Origin of the sequence: Nonomuraea sp. NPDC049625, assembly GCF_040675285.1 — a bacterium.
GTDB classification, from domain to species: Bacteria; Actinomycetota; Actinomycetes; order Streptosporangiales; family Streptosporangiaceae; genus Nonomuraea; species Nonomuraea angiospora_A.
Genome location: NZ_JBFAOQ010000002.1, coordinates 213,538 through 233,859, shown reverse-complemented (window position 1 = coordinate 233,859; position 20,322 = coordinate 213,538). Strand labels below are relative to the sequence as shown.

Annotated in this window: 20 protein-coding genes; 11 read left to right on the top strand and 9 right to left on the bottom strand. The window is 70.2% G+C overall.

Annotated elements, in window-relative coordinates; all coding sequences use genetic code 11:
* Positions 1-3: 3 nt before the first annotated feature.
* Positions 4-657: a heme-copper oxidase subunit III gene (locus AB0J87_RS08450; RefSeq protein ID WP_350728934.1), complete on the bottom strand. Its 654-nt coding sequence runs from the start codon at positions 655-657 to the stop codon at positions 4-6.
* 210 nt (positions 658-867) lie between these two features.
* Here AB0J87_RS08450 and AB0J87_RS08445 point away from each other — a divergent pair, with 210 nt between their 5' ends.
* On the top strand, positions 868-1,266 hold the full coding sequence (locus AB0J87_RS08445; RefSeq protein WP_355192687.1) for a hypothetical protein: 399 nt from the start codon (positions 868-870) through the stop codon (positions 1,264-1,266).
* Positions 1,267-1,272: 6 nt separating this feature from the next.
* A complete protein-coding gene (gene trpD / locus AB0J87_RS08440) occupies positions 1,273-2,319 on the top strand; it encodes an anthranilate phosphoribosyltransferase (RefSeq protein ID WP_363963469.1) in 1,047 nt (348 codons plus the stop codon).
* 610 nt (positions 2,320-2,929) lie between these two features.
* On the opposite strand, the gene AB0J87_RS08435 is transcribed toward trpD, so the two are convergent.
* The 4 genes from AB0J87_RS08435 to AB0J87_RS08420 all read right to left on the bottom strand — a co-directional run bounded on the left by AB0J87_RS08435 (position 2,930) and on the right by AB0J87_RS08420 (position 7,069).
* Positions 2,930-4,132 carry an Ig-like domain-containing protein gene (locus tag AB0J87_RS08435; protein ID WP_363963467.1) on the bottom strand — a complete coding sequence of 401 codons (1,203 nt, stop codon included), beginning with the start codon at positions 4,130-4,132 and terminating at the stop codon, positions 2,930-2,932.
* A gap of 200 nt (positions 4,133-4,332) precedes the next feature.
* The gene (locus AB0J87_RS08430) at positions 4,333-4,746 is read right to left on the bottom strand and encodes a cytochrome c oxidase subunit 4 (protein WP_350728931.1); all 414 of its coding nucleotides are present in this window, start codon (positions 4,744-4,746) and stop codon (positions 4,333-4,335) included.
* Positions 4,746-6,410, bottom strand: coding sequence for a cytochrome c oxidase subunit I (gene ctaD, locus AB0J87_RS08425; protein WP_350728929.1), 1,665 nt, complete (start codon positions 6,408-6,410; stop codon positions 4,746-4,748). The genes AB0J87_RS08430 and ctaD overlap by 1 nt, the downstream gene beginning before the upstream one ends.
* Positions 6,407-7,069, bottom strand: a complete 663-nt coding sequence (locus tag AB0J87_RS08420; RefSeq protein ID WP_363963465.1) for a cytochrome c oxidase subunit II — start codon at positions 7,067-7,069, stop codon at positions 6,407-6,409. The genes ctaD and AB0J87_RS08420 overlap by 4 nt, the downstream gene beginning before the upstream one ends.
* 310 nt (positions 7,070-7,379) lie before the next feature.
* On the opposite strand from AB0J87_RS08420, the gene AB0J87_RS08415 reads away from it, so the two are divergent.
* The 3 genes from AB0J87_RS08415 to AB0J87_RS08405 all read left to right on the top strand — a co-directional run bounded on the left by AB0J87_RS08415 (position 7,380) and on the right by AB0J87_RS08405 (position 9,262).
* Complete coding sequence (locus tag AB0J87_RS08415) at positions 7,380-8,522, top strand: cysteine desulfurase family protein (RefSeq protein WP_363963463.1); 1,143 nt, start codon at positions 7,380-7,382, stop codon at positions 8,520-8,522.
* On the top strand, positions 8,519-8,764 hold the full coding sequence (locus tag AB0J87_RS08410) for a sulfurtransferase TusA family protein (protein ID WP_043638353.1): 246 nt from the start codon (positions 8,519-8,521) through the stop codon (positions 8,762-8,764). Before AB0J87_RS08415 ends, AB0J87_RS08410 begins: the two co-directional genes overlap by 4 nt.
* Before the next feature lie 63 nt (positions 8,765-8,827).
* On the top strand, positions 8,828-9,262 hold the full coding sequence (locus AB0J87_RS08405; RefSeq protein ID WP_350728925.1) for a CBS domain-containing protein: 435 nt from the start codon (positions 8,828-8,830) through the stop codon (positions 9,260-9,262).
* A 55-nt stretch (positions 9,263-9,317) separates the two neighbouring features.
* On the opposite strand, the gene AB0J87_RS08400 is transcribed toward AB0J87_RS08405, so the two are convergent.
* Together AB0J87_RS08400 and erpA are read right to left on the bottom strand one after the other, a co-directional pair.
* Positions 9,318-10,304 (bottom strand): carbohydrate kinase family protein, encoded by a 987-nt coding sequence (locus AB0J87_RS08400; protein WP_363963461.1) that lies wholly within the window; start codon positions 10,302-10,304, stop codon positions 9,318-9,320.
* Between the two features lie 98 nt (positions 10,305-10,402).
* Positions 10,403-10,756, bottom strand: coding sequence for an iron-sulfur cluster insertion protein ErpA (erpA, locus tag AB0J87_RS08395; protein WP_192792115.1), 354 nt, complete (start codon positions 10,754-10,756; stop codon positions 10,403-10,405).
* A gap of 165 nt (positions 10,757-10,921) precedes the next feature.
* On the opposite strand from erpA, the gene nadA reads away from it, so the two are divergent.
* A complete protein-coding gene (nadA, locus tag AB0J87_RS08390; protein WP_350728921.1) occupies positions 10,922-12,073 on the top strand; it encodes a quinolinate synthase NadA in 1,152 nt (383 codons plus the stop codon).
* Positions 12,074-12,082: 9 nt separating this feature from the next.
* On the opposite strand, the gene AB0J87_RS08385 is transcribed toward nadA, so the two are convergent.
* Positions 12,083-12,928 carry an alpha/beta hydrolase gene (locus tag AB0J87_RS08385; RefSeq protein ID WP_363963458.1) on the bottom strand — a complete coding sequence of 282 codons (846 nt, stop codon included), beginning with the start codon at positions 12,926-12,928 and terminating at the stop codon, positions 12,083-12,085.
* 28 nt (positions 12,929-12,956) lie between these two features.
* The gene (locus AB0J87_RS08380; protein WP_363963456.1) at positions 12,957-13,793 is read right to left on the bottom strand and encodes an NAD(P)H-binding protein; all 837 of its coding nucleotides are present in this window, start codon (positions 13,791-13,793) and stop codon (positions 12,957-12,959) included.
* 79 nt (positions 13,794-13,872) lie between these two features.
* Here AB0J87_RS08380 and AB0J87_RS08375 point away from each other — a divergent pair, with 79 nt between their 5' ends.
* From AB0J87_RS08375 to AB0J87_RS08355, 5 genes are all read left to right on the top strand, one after another.
* A complete protein-coding gene (locus AB0J87_RS08375) occupies positions 13,873-14,475 on the top strand; it encodes a TetR/AcrR family transcriptional regulator (RefSeq protein WP_363963454.1) in 603 nt (200 codons plus the stop codon).
* Between the two features lie 198 nt (positions 14,476-14,673).
* Complete coding sequence (locus AB0J87_RS08370) at positions 14,674-16,293, top strand: BBE domain-containing protein (protein WP_363963452.1); 1,620 nt, start codon at positions 14,674-14,676, stop codon at positions 16,291-16,293.
* Between the two features lie 120 nt (positions 16,294-16,413).
* Positions 16,414-17,106, top strand: coding sequence for an EthD domain-containing protein (locus tag AB0J87_RS08365; RefSeq protein ID WP_363963450.1), 693 nt, complete (start codon positions 16,414-16,416; stop codon positions 17,104-17,106).
* Entirely contained in the window at positions 17,106-18,617 is a 1,512-nt protein-coding gene (locus AB0J87_RS08360; protein WP_363963448.1) for a GMC family oxidoreductase N-terminal domain-containing protein, read from the top strand. Before AB0J87_RS08365 ends, AB0J87_RS08360 begins: the two co-directional genes overlap by 1 nt.
* An 11-nt stretch (positions 18,618-18,628) precedes the next feature.
* A complete protein-coding gene (locus AB0J87_RS08355; RefSeq protein ID WP_355191513.1) occupies positions 18,629-20,209 on the top strand; it encodes a GMC family oxidoreductase N-terminal domain-containing protein in 1,581 nt (526 codons plus the stop codon).
* The last annotated feature ends 113 nt before the right edge of the window (positions 20,210-20,322 follow it).

The following is a 20,322-nucleotide window of genomic DNA, read 5'->3' as shown; positions in this document are numbered from 1 at the left end:
TCCTTAACGAATGATGTAGATGGTCGCGAAAAGACCAATCCAGACGACGTCTACGAAGTGCCAGTAGTAGGACACGACGATCGCGCTGGTGGCCTGCTCATGCGTGAAGCGCTTCGCGGCGTACGTGCGTCCCAGCATGAACAGGAACGCGAATAGGCCACCGGTCACGTGCAGGCCGTGGAAGCCCGTCGTCAGGTAGAACACCGAGGTGTAGGGGTTGGCGGACAAGGTCGCGCCCTCTGATGCCAGCTCGCCGTACTCGTACAGCTGCCCGGCCACGAAGACCGCGCCCATGAGGAAGCTGACGATGTACCAGAAGCGGAGCTTGCCGACCTGCCCCTTCTCCGCGGCCCACACGCCCAGCTGGCACGTCACACTCGACAGAACCAGGATGATCGTGTTGGCCGTCGCGAACGGGATGTTCAGGTGAGCGCCCTCGGCGGCCTCCAGGCCGACCTTGTGGAAGGCGGGGCCCCAATCGAAGCCGTTGCCCACGCTCACCGACCGGATGGTGAAGTACATCGCGAACAGCGCCGCGAAGAACATGAGCTCAGAGGACAGCCAGACGATCGTCCCGACACTGACCAGATTGGGTCTGCGGTACGACTGTGCTGTCGTCGTCGAAGTTATTGCGGATGCTGTCGCCACGGGCAGCATTATTGCGGCTTCGGTGGTCGGTCCCGCGCACGACCCCCCGGTTAGCAGGTACAAACCGGGAGGCAACCTGGGAGAATCGCCTCAAAACCCCCTGTCAGGCATGGTGGCCTGGGAATGCACACCGGCGCACCGGTACGATCCGAGGTGACCATACTGCTACAAGGGATAGCGAGCGCGACAGTGACCTCCACTGGGAGCACCGACGACACGATGAGGGTCCTCGTCTACAGCGACGACGCCGCCACCAGGGCCGAGGTGATCCAGGCCATCGGCAGGCGCCCCGCCGCCGACGTACCCCTCGTGGAGATCGTGGAATGCGCCACCGAGCCCAAGGTCCACCAGTGGCTGGGCTCGGGCGAGATCGACGTGGCCGTCCTCGACGGCGAGACGCAGCCCGCGGGCGGCATGGGCGTCTCCCGCCAGGCCAAGGACGAGGTCTACGACTGCCCGCCCGTCTGCCTGATCATCGCCAGGCGCGACGACCGCTGGCTGGCCGACTGGTCCAAGGCCGACGCCGTGGTGCCGCAGCCGCTGGAGCCCATGGTCCTGGCCGACACCGTGGCCGACCTCATGCGCCGCCGCTCCTCGACCCGACTCAACGCTAAGTAGGTGCCCATGGACTCCCGGACGACCTGGCCCACCCTGCTGTCCGCTCTCCTGTCCGGAGAGCACCTCACCTCCGACGAGTCGGCCTGGGCGATGCGGGAGATCATGTCCGGCGCCGCGACGCCGTCCCAGATCGCCGGCTTCGTGGTGGCGTTGCGCGCCAAGGGCGAGACGGTGGCCGAGGTCGTGGGCCTGGCCCGCACCATGCTGGATCTGGCCACGCCGCTGAGCGTGGAGGGGCCCGTGGTCGACGTGGTCGGCACGGGAGGCGACCGCGCGCACACGGTCAACGTCTCGACGATGGCCGCCATCGTGGCCGCCGCCGCGGGCGCCCGGGTGGTCAAGCACGGCAACCGCGCCGCCTCGTCCTCGTGCGGCGCCGCCGACGTCCTGGAGCACCTGGGCATCCGGCTCGATCTCACGCCGGAGCAGACGGCGCGGGTGGCCGAGCAGGCGGGCATCGCCTTCTGCTTCGCCCCGGTCTACCACCCCGCGCTGCGCTTCGCCGGGCCGACGCGCAAGGAGATCGGCGTACCCACGATCTTCAACTTCCTCGGCCCGCTCACCAACCCGGCCCGCCCGGCCGCCCAGGCCATCGGCGTCTTCGACGCCAAGATGCTGCCCGTGCTGGCGGGCGTCTTCGCCGAGCGCGGCGTCAGCGCGCTGGTGTTCCGCGGCGACGACGGGCTCGACGAGCTGACCATCGCGGGCACCTCGACCGTCTGGGTGGTCAAGGACGGCACGGCCACGCAGACGACCTTCGACCCGTCCGTGCTCGGCATTCCGCGCGCCGACGTGGGCGCGCTGCGGGGCGGGGACGTGGCCTTCAACGCCCAGGCCGTGCACGACCTGCTGCAGGGGAAGACGGGGCCGGTGCGCGACGCCGTCCTGCTCAACGCGGCCGCGGCCCTGGTGGCCCTCAACGGGCCGGGCGACGACCTCGACGCCGCCATGACCGACGGCTACGCCCGCGCGGTCCAGGCCGTCGACTCCGGCGCGGCCGCCGCCACCCTCGACCGCTGGATCGAGGTCAGCGCCACCGTCAACGGCGCCTGACCGCCCCTTTCGAGGCGCGCCCCAGCTGAGGGGCGCGCCTCCTTCTGGAAGTACGCCCCCGTCCGGCAGTACGCCCTCCGTCCGCTCGTCGCTGAGGCGCGCACGCCGCCGCAGTGCCGGGGTCCGTACGACGGCGCGGGGAGCGGATCGGAGCAGCGGCCGGCCGGTAGCTTCACCCTCGCCAAGCTCTCCCCCGCGGACGGCGGCCCCCGTCCCGTCCCTCAGCGCCACGCAGACGGCCTGGCCCTCCCATCCCCTGGCCGATGCACCACTTGGACGGCGTCGCGGCGCTGAGGCGCGCACAGCGGCGCGGAGAGCGGGCCGGAACGGCGAACGCCCCTCCCCCGTGCGCTTCAGCCCAGGTCACGCAGGCCGCCGGGCCCCGGTCCTTTGCGAGCGCGCTGAGGCACCGCCGATCCGGGGCAGCGCTGAGCCGGAGCGCCGCTGAGCCCAGGGCGTGGCGAGCCCGGGCTGTGGCGAGCCCGGGGCGCGTTCAGCCTCGTGTGTGGCGATCCGGAGCCGTGGCCGGCCCCGAGTGTGGCGGGTCGGGGCCGGTGTCGGCGGGTCGGAAGGCGGTGGTCCAGGCCGTGGTCGGCGGCGCGAATCGGTATCAGAACGTGATGGTCGGCCCGTCCTTAAGCACGCTCCACTTGAGCCACTCCTTCCAGTTCTCCTGCCAATGCCCCCACCCGTTCGTGGGCTCCAGCTTCCGCGGCGACCCCGTGATGATGATCGGATCCCCGATCAGCGTGTTCTTGACGAACCAGATCGCGTTCTCCGGGCTGATGTTCACGCAGCCGTGGCTGACGTTCGAGTTCCCCTGCGACCCCACCGACCAGGGCGCGCTGTGCACGTACTCGCCGCTGTTGGAGATGCGGACGGTGTGGTAGACCATCAGCGAGTAGTAGCCCGACTGGCCGGGCCCGATCCCGGGTGAGGTCATGAGCGTGGAGTCCTCGCGCGACATCGCCAGGTGGATGCCGGAGGTGGTGTAGAACTTCCACGACCCGCCCTGCCCCGCGCTCATCGGCATCTCGCGGATCTTCTTGCCGTCGCGCCGGACGTGGAGCACGTGTTCGTCGGTGCTGCCCTTGGTGATCTGCGAGCGGCCGATCTTGAAGTCGAGCCGTACGTCGCGCTTGCCGTACAGGCCGGGGCCCCCGCGCACGCCGGCCAGCTTCGCGTCCAGCCGCACCTTCGTGTGCGCGGGCCAGTACTCCAGCGGCCGGAAGTCCACGTGGCTGTCGTCGAACCAGTGCCAGGCGCCCTCCACGGGCCTGGAGCTGCGGACCGTGAGGTTGCGCTCGACGGACACCCGGTCGGTGACCGGCTTGTCGAAGGCGATCATGATGGGCATGCCGACGCCGACCGTCAGCCCGGTGTCGTCCTTGTTCGGGGTGATGGTCTGGATGTCGAACGTCTTGTTGCCCTTGATCGTGGAGAACGTGCTGGTGGTCTGGGTCTGCTTGCCCGCGGCGTCCGCGGAGACGGCGGTGATCGTGTAGTGCGCCCCGGGGCGGGCGGTGACGGTGCTGCGCCAGTTGGTGCCGTCGGCGCTCAGGACGCCCTTGAGCGCCCCGGACTTGCCGCCGTCCACCCGTACGCTCTTGAGCGTGCCGCCACGGGCCGAGACGACCACGGGCTGGTCTGTGGCCACGTTCGCGGCCTTGTCCTGCGGAGAGAACGTCACAGCGGGCCCCTGGGCCCCGCCGGCCATGGCGACCCCCTCAGGCTTCGGGGCCGAGGCCCCCGAGCACGCCGCCAGCAGCGCCAGCGCCAGCAGGCCGGCCGATCCATTCGCTACGCGCCCCACGTATGACTCCCTCGTCCGACAACGAACCCCTTGACCTGCTCACCACCCTGTTGTGCCCGAAAAGGCCCTTAGCGGCGGTCCGCATAGCAGACTTCTCATTACTACCCTCAGTGATCGAATAACCACATCGGATCACCGTTAAAGAACACAAAAAAACGGGCGTCCCCCCTCAAGGGAGACGCCCGTTCAGGCAGTCCGGGTCAGTGCGAGAAGTTGCCCCGGTAGTACTGGAAGACGAAGCCGATCATGGCCATGATGACCAGGAAGATCCCGATCAGGAACATCCAGAAGCCGATCACGAACCCGGCGAAGGCGAAGGCCGCCGCCAGGCACAGGAACAGCGGCCACCAGCTGCTCGGGCTGAAGAACCCGATCTCGCCCGCGCCGTCGCTGATCTCGGCCTGCTTGTCGTCCTCCGGCTGGGCGCCGATGCGCCGCGCGGTGAACATCAGGTAGTAGCCGACCATGAACGCGAACCCGACCGAGATCGCCATGGCCGTGGTGCCGACCGGCTCACCGTGGCCCGTCGCCGCCTTGGTCCAGAACCAGTAGGCGACGTCGACACCGGCGAAGAACAGGCCGCACGCGAGGAACAGCCAACCCTGGACCTTCATCAGGCCTCGACCTCCGATGCCGTCGGCTTGGCGGACACGTGCGGGTAGTGCAGGTCGAACGCGGGACGCTCGGACCGGATGCGCGGCAGCGAGGTGAAGTTGTGCCGCGGCGGCGGGCAGGAGGTCGCCCATTCGAGCGAGCCGCCGTAGCCCCAGGGGTCGTCGACGGTGACCTTCGGCGCGCTGCGCCAGGTCTTCCAGACGTTGTAGAAGAACGGCAGCGTCGAGGCGCCCAGCACGAACGCGCCCACCGACGAGATCATGTTGAGGTCGGTGAAGCCGTCGGCCGGGCTGTAGTCGGCGTAACGACGCGGGAAGCCGAGCATGCCCAGCCAGTGCTGGATGAGGAACGTCGTGTGGAAGCCGATGAACAGCAGCCAGAAGTGCAGCTTGCCCAGCTTGTCGTCGAGCATCTTGCCGGTGAACTTGGGCCACCAGAAGTAGAAGCCCGCGAACATGGCGAACACGACGGTGCCGAAGACCACGTAGTGGAAGTGGGCGACGACGAAGTAGGTGTCGCTGATGTGGAAGTCGAGCGGCGGCGAGGCCAGGATGACGCCCGTCAGGCCGCCCAGGAGGAACGTGACGAGGAAGCCGACCGAGAACAGCATCGGCGACTCGAAGGACAGATGCCCTCGCCACATCGTTCCGACCCAGTTGAAGAACTTCACACCTGTCGGAACAGCGATGAGGAACGTCATGAACGAGAAGAACGGCAGCAACACCTGCCCGGTCGGGAACATGTGGTGCGCCCAGACCGTGATGGACAGACCGGCGATCGAGATCGTCGCGACCACGAGGCTGATGTAACCGAAGACCGGCTTGCGGCTGAAGACCGGCAGGATCTCGCTCACGATGCCGAAGAACGGCAGCGCGATGATGTACACCTCAGGGTGTCCGAAGAACCAGAACAGGTGCTGCCAGAGCAGCGCGCCTCCGTTGTCGGGGGCGAAGACGTGCGTGCCGAGCTTGCGGTCCGACTCCAGCACGAGCAGCGCGGCGGCCAGCACCGGGAAGGCCATCAGCACGAGCATGCTGGTCAGCAGGACGTTCCAGACGAAGATCGGCATGCGGAACATGGTCATGCCGGGCGCGCGCATGCAGATGATCGTGGTGATGAAGTTCACCGAGCCGAGGATCGTGCCGAGGCCGGACAGGGCCAGGCCCATGATCCACAGGTCGCTGCCGATGCCGGGCGAGTTGATCGCGTTGGACAGCGGCGTGTAGGCGAACCAGCCGAACGAGGCCGCGCCGCCCGGCGTGAAGAAGCCGGACACGGCGATGAGGCTGCCGAACAGGTAGAGCCAGTAGCTGACCATGTTGAGGCGCGGGAACGCCACGTCGGGGGCGCCGATCTGCAGCGGCATCAGCTCGTTGGCGAAGCCGGCGAACAGCGGCGTCGCGAACATCAGCAGCATGATCGTGCCGTGCATGGTGAACAGCTGGTTGAACTGCTCGTTGCTGGTGAACTGCATGCCCGGCTGCGCCAGCTCGGCCCGCATGATCAGCGCCATGACGCCGCCGATCAGGAAGAAGGCGAAGGACGTGATCAGATAGAGGTGCCCGATGATCTTGTGATCAGTGGAGGACAGCCACTTGGCGATCACCTGGCCCTTGGTGACGGGCCTGGCCGGCGCGCGAAGGGGTTCGTGGATGGCGGTCACTGGGCACTCCCAGCCTGGTTCGTAGCGATGTACTGGTTCCACTCGTTCGAATCGACGAGCTTCACGTTGAACAGCATGCGGCTGTGGTCGACACCGCAGAGCTCGGCGCACCGGCCCGCGAAGATCCCCGTACGGGCCAGAGTGGTGATCTCGAACTTACGGCCCGGGTTGCCTTCCTTGATGCCGGGGATGACGTCCCGCTTGAACAGGAACTCCGGCACCCAGAACGAGTGGATGACGTCGTCGGTCGACAGGTCGAACTCGACCTTCGTGTTCGTCGGCAGCACCAGCTGGGGCCCCTGGTGATAGTCGCTCACCGGCGTGCCGGGGACGGGGGCCATCGTCTTGCCGTTGACCGTCGTGGTGAAGCGCCAGCTCCACTGGAAGGCCTCGACCTTGACCTTCACGGTCGCGTCGCCGTCCACCTTGGCCAGCACCTGGCTGTCACGCGCGGTGAAGAAGAAGAACACCGACACCATGACGAGCGGGATCAAGGTGTAGAGCATCTCGATCGGCAGGTTGTAGCGCACCTGCGGCGGCAGATCGGCCGAGGACTTGCGCTTGCGGTGGAAGATGGCCGCCCACACGATCAGAAAGATGACGACCGCACCCGTGGCGAGTGCGGCGATCCAGGCCCCGTTCCACAGGCTCTGGACCACGCCCGCCTGCTCGGTGACATGGTCGGGAAGAAGACCACGAGACCAGTCGGCCTTCGGAACGTCATTAGCACACGCCGTAGCAGTGGCCAGCAGCAACGCCAAAGCGGCGGCACGCGGCACCCTGCGCCGGGCCAACGAACGCCGCATCGTACGGCGAGTCGGACTCACGGATCGCCTACCCCACAGATGAAGCCCAAGAGTCTTTCTCTTGGGCGCTCTTATTTCCAGATGCACAGCTGATTGCAGACACATTAGCGTGCAGGTGCTTCGCCCTACCGCGCGACCCCTCGATGGCGCCGCAAGTGGGACGATGAGTCTCGTGGCGTATTTCGACGCGGCTTCGAGCGAGCCGCTCCACCCTCAGGCACGCGAGGCGCTGCTGGCGGCGATCGACGTCGGCTGGGCCGACCCCGCGAGACTGTACGGCCAGGCCCGCCGCGCACACCTGCTGCTGGAGCAGGCCCGCACGGAGGTGGCCGAGGCGCTCGGCGCGCGCCCGGACGAGGTGTCGTTCACATCGTCGGGCACGCAGGCCGTGCATCTCGGCGTGCTCGGCACCCTACACGGCAGACGCAGGGCCGGGCGCCACCTGATCACCAGCGCGGTCGAGCACTCCAGCGTGCTGCACGCCGGTGGCGTGCACGAACGCGACGGCGGCACGACCGAGACGGTGGGCGTGGACCTGGCGGGGCGGGTGGATCTCGAGCGGTTCACCGAGGCGGTCGCCCGGCCCGGCACCGCGCTGGCCTGCCTGCAGACGGCCAACCACGAGGTCGGCACGGTGCAGCCGGTGGCGGAGGCGGCCGCGGCGTGCCGGTCCCACGGGGTTCCGCTGCTGGTGGACGCGGCGCAGACGGCCGGCAGGATGCCGATCCCGCCCGGCTGGTCGGTGCTGACGGCCAGCGCCCACAAGTGGGGCGGGCCCGCGGGCGTGGGCGTGCTGGTGGTGCGCAAGGGCACGCGGTTCCGCTCGTTCCTGCCCGAGGACGAGCGGGAGCGGCGGCGGGTGCCGGGGTTCGAGAACGTGCCCGGCATCGTCGCGGCGGCGGCCGCGCTGCGCGCGATGGCCGCGGACGCGGCGCAGGAGCAGGCGCGGCTGTCGGAGCTCGTGGCCAGGATCAGGGAGACGGTGCCGAAGATCGTCCCGGACGTCGAGGTGATCGGCGACCCGGTCGACCGGGCGCCGCACATCGTGACCTTTTCGTGTCTGTACGTCGACGGCGAGGCCTTGCTGACCGAGCTGGACAAGGCTGGTTTCGCTGTTTCGTCAGGAAGCTCGTGCACCGCTAGTACGCTTCGTCCATCGCACGTTCTTGAAGCGATGGGCGTGCTGACGCATGGCAATGTCCGGGTGTCGCTGCCCAGGGGCGCCTCCGCGGCGGAGGTCGACAGATTCCTCGCCGTGCTGCCCGATCTGGTGCGCCGCATCCGGCAGGACGCAGGAGTCGCATGACCGAGGTTACCCAGCCGGCTTTGACGATCGACGCGCTCGGGAAGAAGTGCCCGATCCCGATCATCATGCTGGCGGAGCAGATCAACTACGTCCCGCTCAACGCGGTGGTGGCCGTGCTGGCCGACGATCCGGCGGCCTACACGGACGTGCCGGCGTGGTGCAGGCTCAAGTCACACCGGCACGTCGGCTCGTACGAGCTGCCTGAGGGCGGCTGGGCCATCCACGTCCGGCGCAACTACTGACATTCCCCCCGAAAGTGGGGTAGAGGCTTCCCGTACGAAGTCACCGACTTTCGGGGGGAAGCCATGACCAGAGGACATCCGCACGAGACCGCCCGTGACGTGATGCATCCGGGGGCCGAGTGCATCGGCGCGCACGAGACGCTCGACCGGGCGGCCCAGCTGATGCGCAACATGAACGTGGGGGCACTGCCCGTGTGTGGCCCCGACGAGCGGGTGAAGGGGATCATCACCGACCGCGACATCGTCGTCAAGTGCATCGCCTCGGGGCACGACCCCTCGAGGACGACGGCGGGCGAGCTGGCCGGGGGCCTGGTCTTCGTCACCCCGGAGACGTCCGTGGACGAGACGCTCACGCTGATGGAGCAGCACCAGATCAAGCGGCTCCCCGTGCTGTCGGACAACCGCATCGTCGGCATGATCACCGAGGCGGACCTGGCCAAGCACCTGCCGGACGACAAGCTCGCCGAGTTCCTGCACCACGTCTACGCGAGGAGCTGAGCCGTGCGGGCCGCCCCGGGGCCGCTCACAGCGGGCCGGGGCGGCCGAGCGGCGCCTACGGGTGGTAGCAGCGCACGTGATCGGCGATGTCCGCCGTGGCCTCCTTGCCGTACGCGGCGGCGAACCGCTCGAGGAAGACCTGCTGCCCGAGCTCGTACTCCTGGCCGCCGACGCGCTCGAGCACGTGGGTGGCGGTCAGGTTGCCGACCTGGCCGCAGCGCTCCAGCGGCAGCCCCCAGGCCAGCCCCGACAGGAACCCGGCGCGGAAGGCGTCGCCGACGCCGGTGGGGTCGGCCTTGCCCAGCTCGGGGGCGGGGGCGACGTGGATGGACGGCTCGCCCCTGCGGTCGATGACGGCGCCCTTGGGGCCGAGCGTGGTGATCCGGACGCCGACCCGGTGCAGGATCTCCTCGTCGGACCAGCCGGTCTTCTGCTCGATGAGCCCCTTCTCGTAGTCGTTGGAGAAGAGGTAGGCGGCGCCGTCGACGAGCTGGCGGATCTGCTCGTCGGCCATGCGCGCGAGCTGCTGGGAGATGTCGGCGGCGAACGGGATGCCGCGCTGGCGGCACTCGTCGGTGTGGCGCAGCATCGCGTCGGGGTCGTTGGGGCTGATCAGCACCAGGTCGAGGCCGTCCAGACGGTCGGCGACGGGCTTCAGCTCGATCAGCCGGGCCTCTGCCATGGCCCCGGTGTAGAACGAGGCGATCTGGTTGTGGTGCTGGTCGGTCGTGCACAGGAAGCGCGCGGTGTGCTGGGTCTCCGAGATGTGCACGGAGTCACAGTCGACGCCGTGGCGCTCCAGCCACGAGCGGTAGTCGGCGAAGTCGTTGCCGACGGCTCCCACGAGAACCGGCTTGAGGCCGAGGCAGGCCATGCCGAACGCGATGTTCGCGGCGCAGCCGCCACGACGGATCTGAAGGTCATCGACCAGGAACGAGAGTGACACCCGATCGAGCTGCTCGGCGATGAGCTGTTCGCCGAAGCTTCCTGGGAAGGTCATCAGGTGGTCTGTCGCGATTGAGCCGGTAACGGCGATGCGCACGGGATTCTTCTTCCTCGTTGTCAGCAGGCCTATGAGCCCCACGAGAATACGCGAAGGTCCCGCACGCACAAAGGCGAGCGGGACCCGGCGGCCACCGACTAGTTGAAGGAGTCACCACAGGCGCAGGAGCCCGTGGCGTTGGGGTTGTCGATGGTGAACCCCGACTTCTCGATCGTGTCGACGAAGTCGATCGAGGCCCCCATCAGGTAGGGAGCGCTCATGCGGTCGGTGACCACGCTGACTCCCCCGAAGTCCGACACCACGTCGCCGTCCATCGACCGGTCGTCGAAGAAGAGCTGGTAGCGCAGGCCGGAGCAACCACCCGGCTGCACGGCGACCCGCAGCTGCAGACCTTCCTCACCCTGCTGCTCAAGCAGGCTCTTGACCTTGGCGGCGGCCGCGTCAGTCAGGATCAGGCCCTGCGCCGTGGTCTCGCTGCTCTCAACCGTCATCTGCTGACTCCCTAACCCGGCTGTCTGTTTCCGACGTCCTACTAATGACGCTACCAACACCTGGCCCATGCCACACATTCCCGGGGCCGCCGCCCCCCGTAATAAGGAGGTATCCCCCATATGTCATGATGAGTATCGTCACTTCGACGATAAGGGGGTTTGGCCATGGCCACCCAGACTGGGCTGCCGCTCTACGTCCTCGGCCAGGGCGCCGATCCGCACAGCGAGAAGGGGGTCGAGTGCCCGGGCGAGCTGCCGCCCGCCTCGGACCCCGACCTGGTGGAACGGGCCCGCAAGGCGAAGGAGGCGCTCGGCGACCGGCTGTTCGTGCTCGGGCACCACTACCAGCGCGACGAGGTCATCCAGTTCGCCGACGTCACGGGCGACTCGTTCAAGCTCGCCCGGCTCGCGGCGGCCAGGCCGGAGGCGGAGTTCATCGTCTTCTGCGGCGTGCACTTCATGGCCGAGTCGGCCGACATCCTGACCGGCGACCACCAGAGGGTGGTGCTGCCGGACCTGGCGGCCGGCTGCTCGATGGCGGACATGGCCACGTTCGACCAGGTCGAGGAGTGCTGGGAGGCCCTGGAGGACGCCGGCCTGGCCGATCAGGTGATCCCGGTCACGTACATGAACTCCAGCGCCGACATCAAGGCCTTCTGCGGCAGGAACGGCGGTGCGGTCTGCACCTCCTCCAACGCCCGCCGCGCCCTGGACTGGGCGTTCTCGCGCGGCGAGAAGGTCCTGTTCCTGCCCGACCAGCACCTGGGCCGCAACACGGCGGTGCTGGAGATGGGCATGTCCCTGGAGGACTGCGTCGTCTGGAACCCGCACCGCCCCAACGGCGGCCTCACCCAGGAGCAGCTGGAGCGGGCCAGGATGATCCTCTGGCGCGGCCACTGCTCGGTGCACGGCCGCTTCACGGCGGAGTCGGTCGACGACGTGCGCGCGCGCATCCCCGGCGTGAACGTCCTGGTGCACCCGGAGTGCCGGCACGAGGTCGTGCTCAAGGCGGACCACGTGGGCTCGACCGAGCACATCATCCAGACCCTGGAGGCGGCCCCCGCGGGCTCCAGCTGGGCGATCGGCACCGAGCTGAACCTGGTCAAGCGGCTGGCGCAGATGTTCCCCGACAAGAGCATCTCGTTCCTGGACAAGACGGTCTGCTACTGCTCGACCATGAACCGGATCGACCTGCCGCACCTGGTGTGGGCCCTGGAGTCCCTGGTGCTCGGGGAGGTCGTCAACCAGATCACGGTGGACGAGGACACCGCCCACTGGGCCCGGGCGGCCCTGGACCGCATGCTCGCCCTCCCCTGACCCACCCCTCTAATCCCTGCCGGCCACGAACGCGCCCACCGCGGCCCGGAAACCCTCCGGATCCTCGACCCAGGGCAGGTGACCGGCGCCCGGCAGGGTCACCCGCGAGACGTCCGGCAGCGCCCGCTCCAGCGAGTCCACCGCCCGGCGGGGCCGGATGTCCTCGGCCCCGTCGATGATCAGCACCGGCACCGCCAGCGCCGCGCAGGCGTCCCGCAACGCGGGTGTGCCCCAGTCGCGCCTGCCCTCGGCGTTCAGGACGGCGTTGCACTCGAAGTTGACGCCGAGCCAGGGGGTCGCCATGAGTTCGGCGTGCTCCATGGCCCGGCCGCGGTCGGCGAAGTCCGCCGTCCACTGCAGCACCGCGAACTCACGGTCCTCGGCGGCCGTGCGTTCGCGGCTCTCCAGCGCCGCCCAGCGCTCCACGTCCCCGCTCACCGCGCCGCGCAGGCGGAGCCGGTACTCCTCGCGCCAGGTGTCGCCCGGGTCGATGCCCGTGCCGGAGACGTAGACCAGGCCGCGTACGCGCTCGGGGTGGTCCAGGGCGTACCGCAGGGCCAGCTGGGCGCCCCACGAGTGGCCGAGCAGCACCATCGACTCCAGGCCGAAGTGGCGGCGGACGGCGTCGAGGTCCGCCACCGTCCGGGCCGTCGAGTACGGCCCGACCCGCTGCGAGCGACCGCAGCCGCGCTGGTCCCACCGGTGGACGGCCGCGACGCCGGACAGCAGCCCGGCCACGTCCTCGAAGGTGTCCCACAGGCCCGGCCCGCCATGACAGAAGACGACGGGACGGCCCTCGCCGCTCCGCACCGCCCAGAGCCGCACGCCGTCGTCGGTCAGCACCGTCTCGTCCATGGAGGGCATGATCCCGCGTGGGCGGGGCTCAGCGGAAGGCGGCGGCGTTGCGCCGGGCCCAGGCGGCGAACGGCTGAGGGGCCCGGCCGAGCACGCGCTCGACGTCCGGGCTGATCCGCCGCTCGGCCTCGGTCGGCTCGCCGAGGATGTCCAGCGTGGTGTCCGCGACCGGCGGGGGCATGAACGCCAGCATCTGCGCGCGGGCCTCCTCGCGGGTCTGCTCGACGAACGCGACCGGCTCGCCGATCGCCTGGCCGATGGCCTCGGCGTTCTGCCGCGGGGTCACCGCCTCCGGCCCGGTGAGCTCGTAGGTCCGGCCGTCGTGGCCCGGCTCCCGCAGCACGGCGGCGGCCACCGCGGCGATGTCGTCGGGGTCGATGATCGGCAGCCCGACGTCTCCGAACGGCGCCGCGACCGTGCGGTCCGCGCGGATCGACCCGGCCCAGGCGTACCTGTTGGAGGCGAATCCGCCCGGCCGCAGGATCGTCCACCGCGCTCCCGAGTCGACGACCGCGCGTTCCACCTCCGCCCCGAAGCGGCCGTGGGACGCGCTGTCCGGGCGGGTCACCACGCCCTGCGAGGAGAGCAGGACGATCCTGCCCGGCCCGCTCACCGCGGCGACGATCTCCTTGGGCTCGACGGCGAACAGGTCGCCGCCCGTGAGGAGGAACACCGCGTCCGCGCCCTCCAGCGCCGCGCTCATGCTGCCGAGGTCGGCCAGGTCCGCGGCGACCGCCCGCACGCCCTGCGGCACGTCGGCGTCGGTGATGCGGCGGGACACGGCGGTGACCTGCTCCCCCGCCTCGGCCAGCAGCCGGACCAGCGTCCGCCCGACGTTCCCCGTGGCTCCCGTGACAACGATCATGATCTCTCCGGTTGTTAGTTAGTCGGCTGACTCACTTGAGGGAGACCATAGCACGGCTCCGCCGCATATAGTTAGTCAGGTGACTGACTCAACGGGTTCGCGGGCGAGGACCGCGGCCGCCAAGCGCCAGCGGCTGATGGCCGCCGCCGCCCAGGTCGTGCACCGGCAGGGGGCGGAGCGCACCACCATCGCCGACATCGCCCACGCCGCCGACGTCCCCGTGGGCAACGTGTACTACTACTTCAAGACCAAGGACGACCTGGTCGCCGCCGCCCTCGCCGAGCACGCGCGGCAGCTGGGGCTCCTCACCGACCGCCTGGACGGGCTCGACGACCCGAGGGAGCGGCTGAAGGCCCTCGTGGAGGGGTGGGCCAGCCAGCGCGACCTCGCGGCCCGCTACGGCTGCCCGACCGGGACGCTCGCCGCGGAGCTGGACAAACGCCCCGAGGGCGGCCTGGACGCGGAGGCCGGCCGCGTCATCCGGCTGCTGCTGGACTGGGTCGAGCGCCAGTTCCGCGAGCTCGGCCGGCCTGACCCCTGGGACCTCTCCCTGACGCTGGTGGGCGCCTACCAGGGCATGTCCCTGCTGGCCAACGCCCTGCGCGACCCCGACGTCATGACCCGCCAATGCGCCCGCCTGCTCGACTGGCTCGACTCCCTGCCCGAGGCCCCCGCCGCCTGAAGGCCTCGGCCCCCGCCGAGCACGTACTTCGTGACGTCCGCCGCCCTCTTCGTGAGGTGGGCGGCCGGAGGTAACGGACTCCGATCCTTTTTCGCGGCATCCGCAGGAGGCCGGGACACCATGAGGATGTCCTGACGATCACCCTCCGCGGAACCGCACGGAGGGCTCCCACGTGGAGAATCTCCAGAAGGAGCGATCATGGAACGTCCGTCGAGGCGGGGATTACTGGGTGGCGCCGCGCTGGTGGCGGGTGCCGTGACGTTGCCCGCGTCCCCCGCCGGAGCCGCCGTGTCATCCGGCGGACCGGTCACGGGTCCGGTCACCGTGTACCCTGCCGACCCCCGCTACCAGGAGCTGACCGTGGGCTACAACCAGCGCTGGGTCGGCGCGCCCGACTATGTGCGCGTGGTCAGCTCGACCGCCCAGGTCGTCGCCGCGGTGCAGGAGGCGGTCGACGCGGGCAAGCGGATCTCGGTGGTGTCCGGCGGCCACTGCCTGGCCCCGTTCGTGTTCAACTCCGACGTGGACGTCGTCATCGACCTGTCCGGGCTGGACGAGGTGTACTTCGACCAGCAGCGGGGCGCGTTCGCGGTCGAGGGCGGCGCCCGGCTGTCGGGCGTCTACGACACGTTGTTCAAGAAGTGGGGCGTGACCATCCCCGGCGGGATGTGCCCCACGGTCGGCATCGGCGGCCATGCCACCGGCGGCGGGTACGGCTTCCTGTCCCGGCAGCTCGGGGCCGTGATCGACCACCTGGCGGCGGTCGAGGTCGTGGTCGTGGACCGCTCGGGCACCGCCCGCGCCGTGACGGCCTCGCGCGATCCGGGCGACCCCAACCGCGACCTGTGGTGGGCGTGCGCCGGCGGCGGGGGCGGCAACTTCGGCATCGTCACCCGCTTCTGGTTCCGGACGCCGGGCACGACCGGCTCCAACCCGAGCCGCCTGCTCGTCAACCCGCCCAAGGACGTGCTGCTCAGCGCCGTCGGCATCCCGTGGAGCATGCTGGACCGCACGAAGTTCGCCACCCTGGTCACGAACTGGGGCGCCTGGTACGAGGGACACGCCGCGCCCGACTCCCCCGCCAGGATCCTGTCCGGCGTCGCGTCGCTGGCGCACCGCTCGAGCGGAAACGTCTTCCTGCTGACCCAGGTCGACGCCACCGCCCCCGACGCGGCGCGGATCCTCGGCGACTACCTGGGGGCCCTGACCGCCGGACTCGGCGTCGACGCCGTGGTGGCGGCCCAGCCGGCGCAGCGGCTCCCGTGGTTGCGCGCGGTCAAGTTGATCGCCGCCAGCATCCCCTCGTTCATCAACCCGACGCTGCGCGGCTCCTCCAAGTCGGCCTACCTGCGGCGCTCGTACACGGCCGAGCAGGCGGGCGCGATGTACGACGCGCTCACCCGTACGGACTTCGCCAACCCGGCGGCCGCGGTGACCCTGGCCGGGTTCAGCGGCGGCGCGATCAACGCCGTCCCCGCCACGCGGACCGCTCTGGCGCACCGCGACGCCGCGTTCTGGACGCTGTTCGAGACCCAGTGGCAGGACCCGGCCGCCGACGCCGCCAACATCGGCTGGCTGCGCGACCTGTACGGCTCGGTGTGGGCGGCCACCGGCGGCTACCCGGTGCCCGGCGACCAGGCCGACGGCTGCTACATCAACAACCCCGACCCCGACATCACCGACCCCGCGTTCAACCGCTCGGGCGTGCCGTGGCAGACGCTGTACTACAAGGGCAACTACGCCAGGCTCCAGCAGGTCAAGGCGGCCTACGACCCCCGCAACGTCTTCCGGCACGCGCAGTCGGTCTCGCTGCCGTAGCGGCACCTGGCCAAGTGCCGCACCGTACTTGACTTTGTCAGCGCGGCGCCGCCGGGCCCGCTTCCCGGCGCGGATGCGCGCTCCTAGCGTCGGACACACCGAGTGACGGAGGAGAACACCGTGATCCATCAACTCATCTTCGCCGCGCCCAAGCCCGGGATGACGGAGGAGGAGTTCCAGCAGTACTGGCTGAACGTGCACGCCGTCCGGTACGCGAGCAAGATCCCGCAGATCAGGAAATACCTGATCGACACCCGGATCCCGCTCCGGCCCGACGAGGGCGAGCCGCTGTGGAGCGGCGTCGCGGAGATCTGGCTGCGCGACGAGCGGGAGCAGCTCGAGTCGCTGCAGACGCCCGAGTTCCTGGAGGGCGCGCGGGCCGACGAGCCGCGCTGGGCGGCGTTCTGGCGCACGCTCGTGCTCGACACCGACGCGCACGAGCTGGTGCCGGGGCCCGAGCTCGCCCCGCCGTCGGGCGTGAAGCTGATCGTGCTGGTCAAGCGGAAGGAAGGGCTGCCGCTGGCCGACTTCAGGAGCGCCGACCTCGGCCCGCACGCCGAACTGGTCGCGCAGGTGCCGGGGCTGCGCCGATACCTCCAGTGCCACGTCAGGGACGGCGCGTACGCCATCGGCGAGGCGGTGCTCGACGCCGCCCACCTCCTGTGGTTCGACGACAGGGACGCCATGGAGGCCGCGCTCGCCTCGCCCGAGTACGCCAAGGTCGTGGCCGACATGGAGACGCTGGTCGAGCCGAGGTACGTGCACCGGATGGCCGTCACCGAGCACTGGGTCATCGGGCCGGAGAGCCGCTGATGTCCGCCGGTGACCAGAAGAGGGAATACGACTACATCGTCGTGGGCGCCGGCGCGGCCGGGGCGGTCGTCGCCGCCAGGCTCGTCGAGCGGACCGAGGCACGCGTGCTCCTGCTGGAGTCCGGCGGCGACGCCGGCCTGGCGGCCATCCGCCAGACGGGCATCCCCGGCATGGCCTCGCTGTGGCAGGACCCCGCCGTCACCTGGCCGTACGTCACGGTCCCGCAGGCCGGGCTGGGCTGGCGGACGATCCCGCTGCCCCAGGGCAAGGTGCTGGGCGGCGGCAGCTCGGTCAACGCCATGCTGTACGTCCGGGGCAACCGCCGCGACTACGACGGCTGGGCCGCCCAGGGCAACGAGGGCTGGTCGTACGACGAGGTGCTGCCCTGCTTCAAACGGGCCGAGGACTACGAGGAGGGCGCCGGGCCGTACCACGGGGCGGACGGGCCGATGAAGGTGGCCCGCCTGTCGTCGATGTCGGAGGTGTCGCGCGCCTTCCTCCAGGCCGCCTCCGAGCTGGGCTTCCCCGGCGGGGAGGACTGGGACTACAACGGCGCCGCGCAGGAGGGCGCCTTCGCCTACCAGTCCACCAGGACGAAGGACAACCAGCGATCGAGCACGGCGTCCGCCTACCTCGACCCGCTGCGCGGCCATCCCCGCCTCACCGTCGAGACCGGCGCGACGGCGACCCGCGTTCTGCTGGACGGCACGACGGCCACGGGCGTGGAGTACCTGCGCGACGGCGCGCTCCACCGCGCCGGGGCGAGCGCCGAGGTGATCGTCTCCTGCGGCGCGCTCGCCACGCCCAAGCTGCTGATGCTCTCCGGGATCGGCCCGGCCGAGGCCCTGCGCGAGCACGGGCTCGCGGTCGCCGCCGACCTGCCCGGCGTGGGCGCCAACCTGCACGACCACCTCATCCTCGGCGTGGCCTACGCCGCGCGGTCGATCCTGCCGCTGCCCGAGCTGCTGGCGGAGGCGGGGCTGTTCCCACCGGACGACCCCGATCTCCAGATGCTGTTCGGCCCCGTGCAGTTCGTGGCCGACGAGTACCGCGTCGACGGGCCCGCCTTCACCTTCGCCCCCGTGCTCGCGCGGCCGCGCAGCAGGGGCCGGCTCGCCCTGCGGTCGGCGGACCCCGCCGACGCGCCCCTGGTCGACCCCCATTACCTCGAGGACCCGGCCGACCTGGCGGCGCTCGTGCGCGGGATCGAGCTGTCCAGGGAGCTGGCGCACAGCAGCTCGATGTGCTCGTTGCACGACCGCGAGAGCGCGCCCGGCCACGGCGCCGACCTGCCCGCCTACGTCCGCGCCACCGCGACCACCGTGTGGCATCCGGTGGGGACCTGCCGCATGGGTCGCGACCCGCTGGACGTGGTCGACGCGGCGCTGCGCGTGCACGGCGTCGAGCGGCTGCGCGTCGCCGACGCCTCGATCATGCCGTCCATCCCCGCGGGCAACACCGCCGCCGCCACCGTCATGATCGGGGAGCGCGCGGCCGACCTGCTCACATGAAGGAGCCGACCGTGCCAGACAGCTACAGGTACATCGTCATCGGCGCCGGCGCGGCCGGATCGGTGGTGGCCGCCCGGCTCAGCGAGGATCCCGACGCCTCCGTTCTCCTCCTCGAGGCGGGCGACGCACAGGTCACTGACGCGGTAACGACGCCGTGGCGGTGGAACGAGGTGCTGCTGACCGACCTGGACTGGGCGTACATGAGCGAGCCCCAGCCCGGTCTGGACGGCAACCGCGTCTACTCGGCCGCCGGCCGGGGCCTGGGCGGCACCTCGAACATCTACCACATGATGCACACCAGGGGCCGTCCCCAGGACTACGACGACTGGGCCTACCACGGGTGTCCCGGCTGGTCCTTCGACGACGTGCTGCCGTGGCTGCAGCGCCTGGAGGACCAGCGCGACGGGCACAACCCGCTGGCCGGCAAGGACGGCCCGATGACCGTGGCCGACGCGGGCGAGACGGGCAACCCGGTGTCGGAGACGTTCATCGAGGCCTGCGTCGAGCTCGGCCATCCGCGCCTGGACGACTTCAACGCGGGCCTGTTCGGCGCGGGCTGGCACCACGTGAACATCAAGGACGGCCGGCGCAGGGGCGCCCGCGAGTCGTACCTGGATCCCGCGCTCGACCGGCCCAACCTCACGGTGCTGACCGCGGCCCTCGCGGCACGGCTGCTGTTCGAGGGGACGCGCTGCGTCGGCGTGGAGTACCTGCGCGAGGGCCGCACGCACACGGCGCGGGCCGAGGCCGAGGTGGTGCTGTGCGCGGGCGCCATCCAGTCGCCCAAGCTGCTGCTGCTGTCGGGCCTGGGCCCGGCCGGCGACCTGGCCGAGCTCGGCATCCCGGTCGTGGCCGACCTGCCCGGGGTCGGGGCCAACTTCCACGACCACCCGCTGGTCATCGGGCCGATCGGTTACCTGGCCGAGCCGGGCGACGACCCGCGCGGCAACGTGACCGAGGTCGCGCTCTTCTGCGGGTCGCAGGACGGGCTGCCCGTCCCCGACCTGGAGGTCGCGCTGGTGCACCGCGCGCCGTTCGGCGAGAAGTTCTTCGCCAACGTCATCCGCCGCGTGCAGACCGGCCAGCCGGTCGCGCCGGTGCGGGAGCTGGTGGACCCGCACGTGATCCTCAGCCTGACCGGCCTGGTGTCGCCGGTCTCACGGGGATGGGTACGGCTGGCGGGCACCGACCCGACCGCCTACCCGCGGATCAACGCCAACTACTTCGGCGACCCGGTCGACCTGGAGCGCACGGTCACCGCCGTGGAGGTCGCCCGGGACATCTACCGCACCAAGGCGTTCACCGGCCGGTGGGGGCTGGCCGAGGTCGCCCCCGGGCCCGGCGTGACCACCCGCGAGGAACTGCGCGCCTGGGTGAAGGCCAACACCGGGTCGTACTACCACTTCGCCGGCTCCTGCCGGATGGGCACCGACGCCTCGGCCGTGGTCGACCCCCGGCTGCGGGTGCGCGGCGTGGAGGGGCTGCGCGTGGCCGACGCCTCCGTCATGCCCTCGCTGGTCAACGCGCATCCGCACACCACGGTCGTGATGATCGGCGAGCGCGCGGCCGACCTCGTCCGTACCTCTGGGTAGAAGTCCCACAGGTAGAAGTCTCATAAGTGGCAGCGAGAGTGCCAGCACAACCTCGTCCTGTCAGCCGGCCCGGAACATTTCAATAATTCGAGGAAAGGGGGATGTTCAATTTA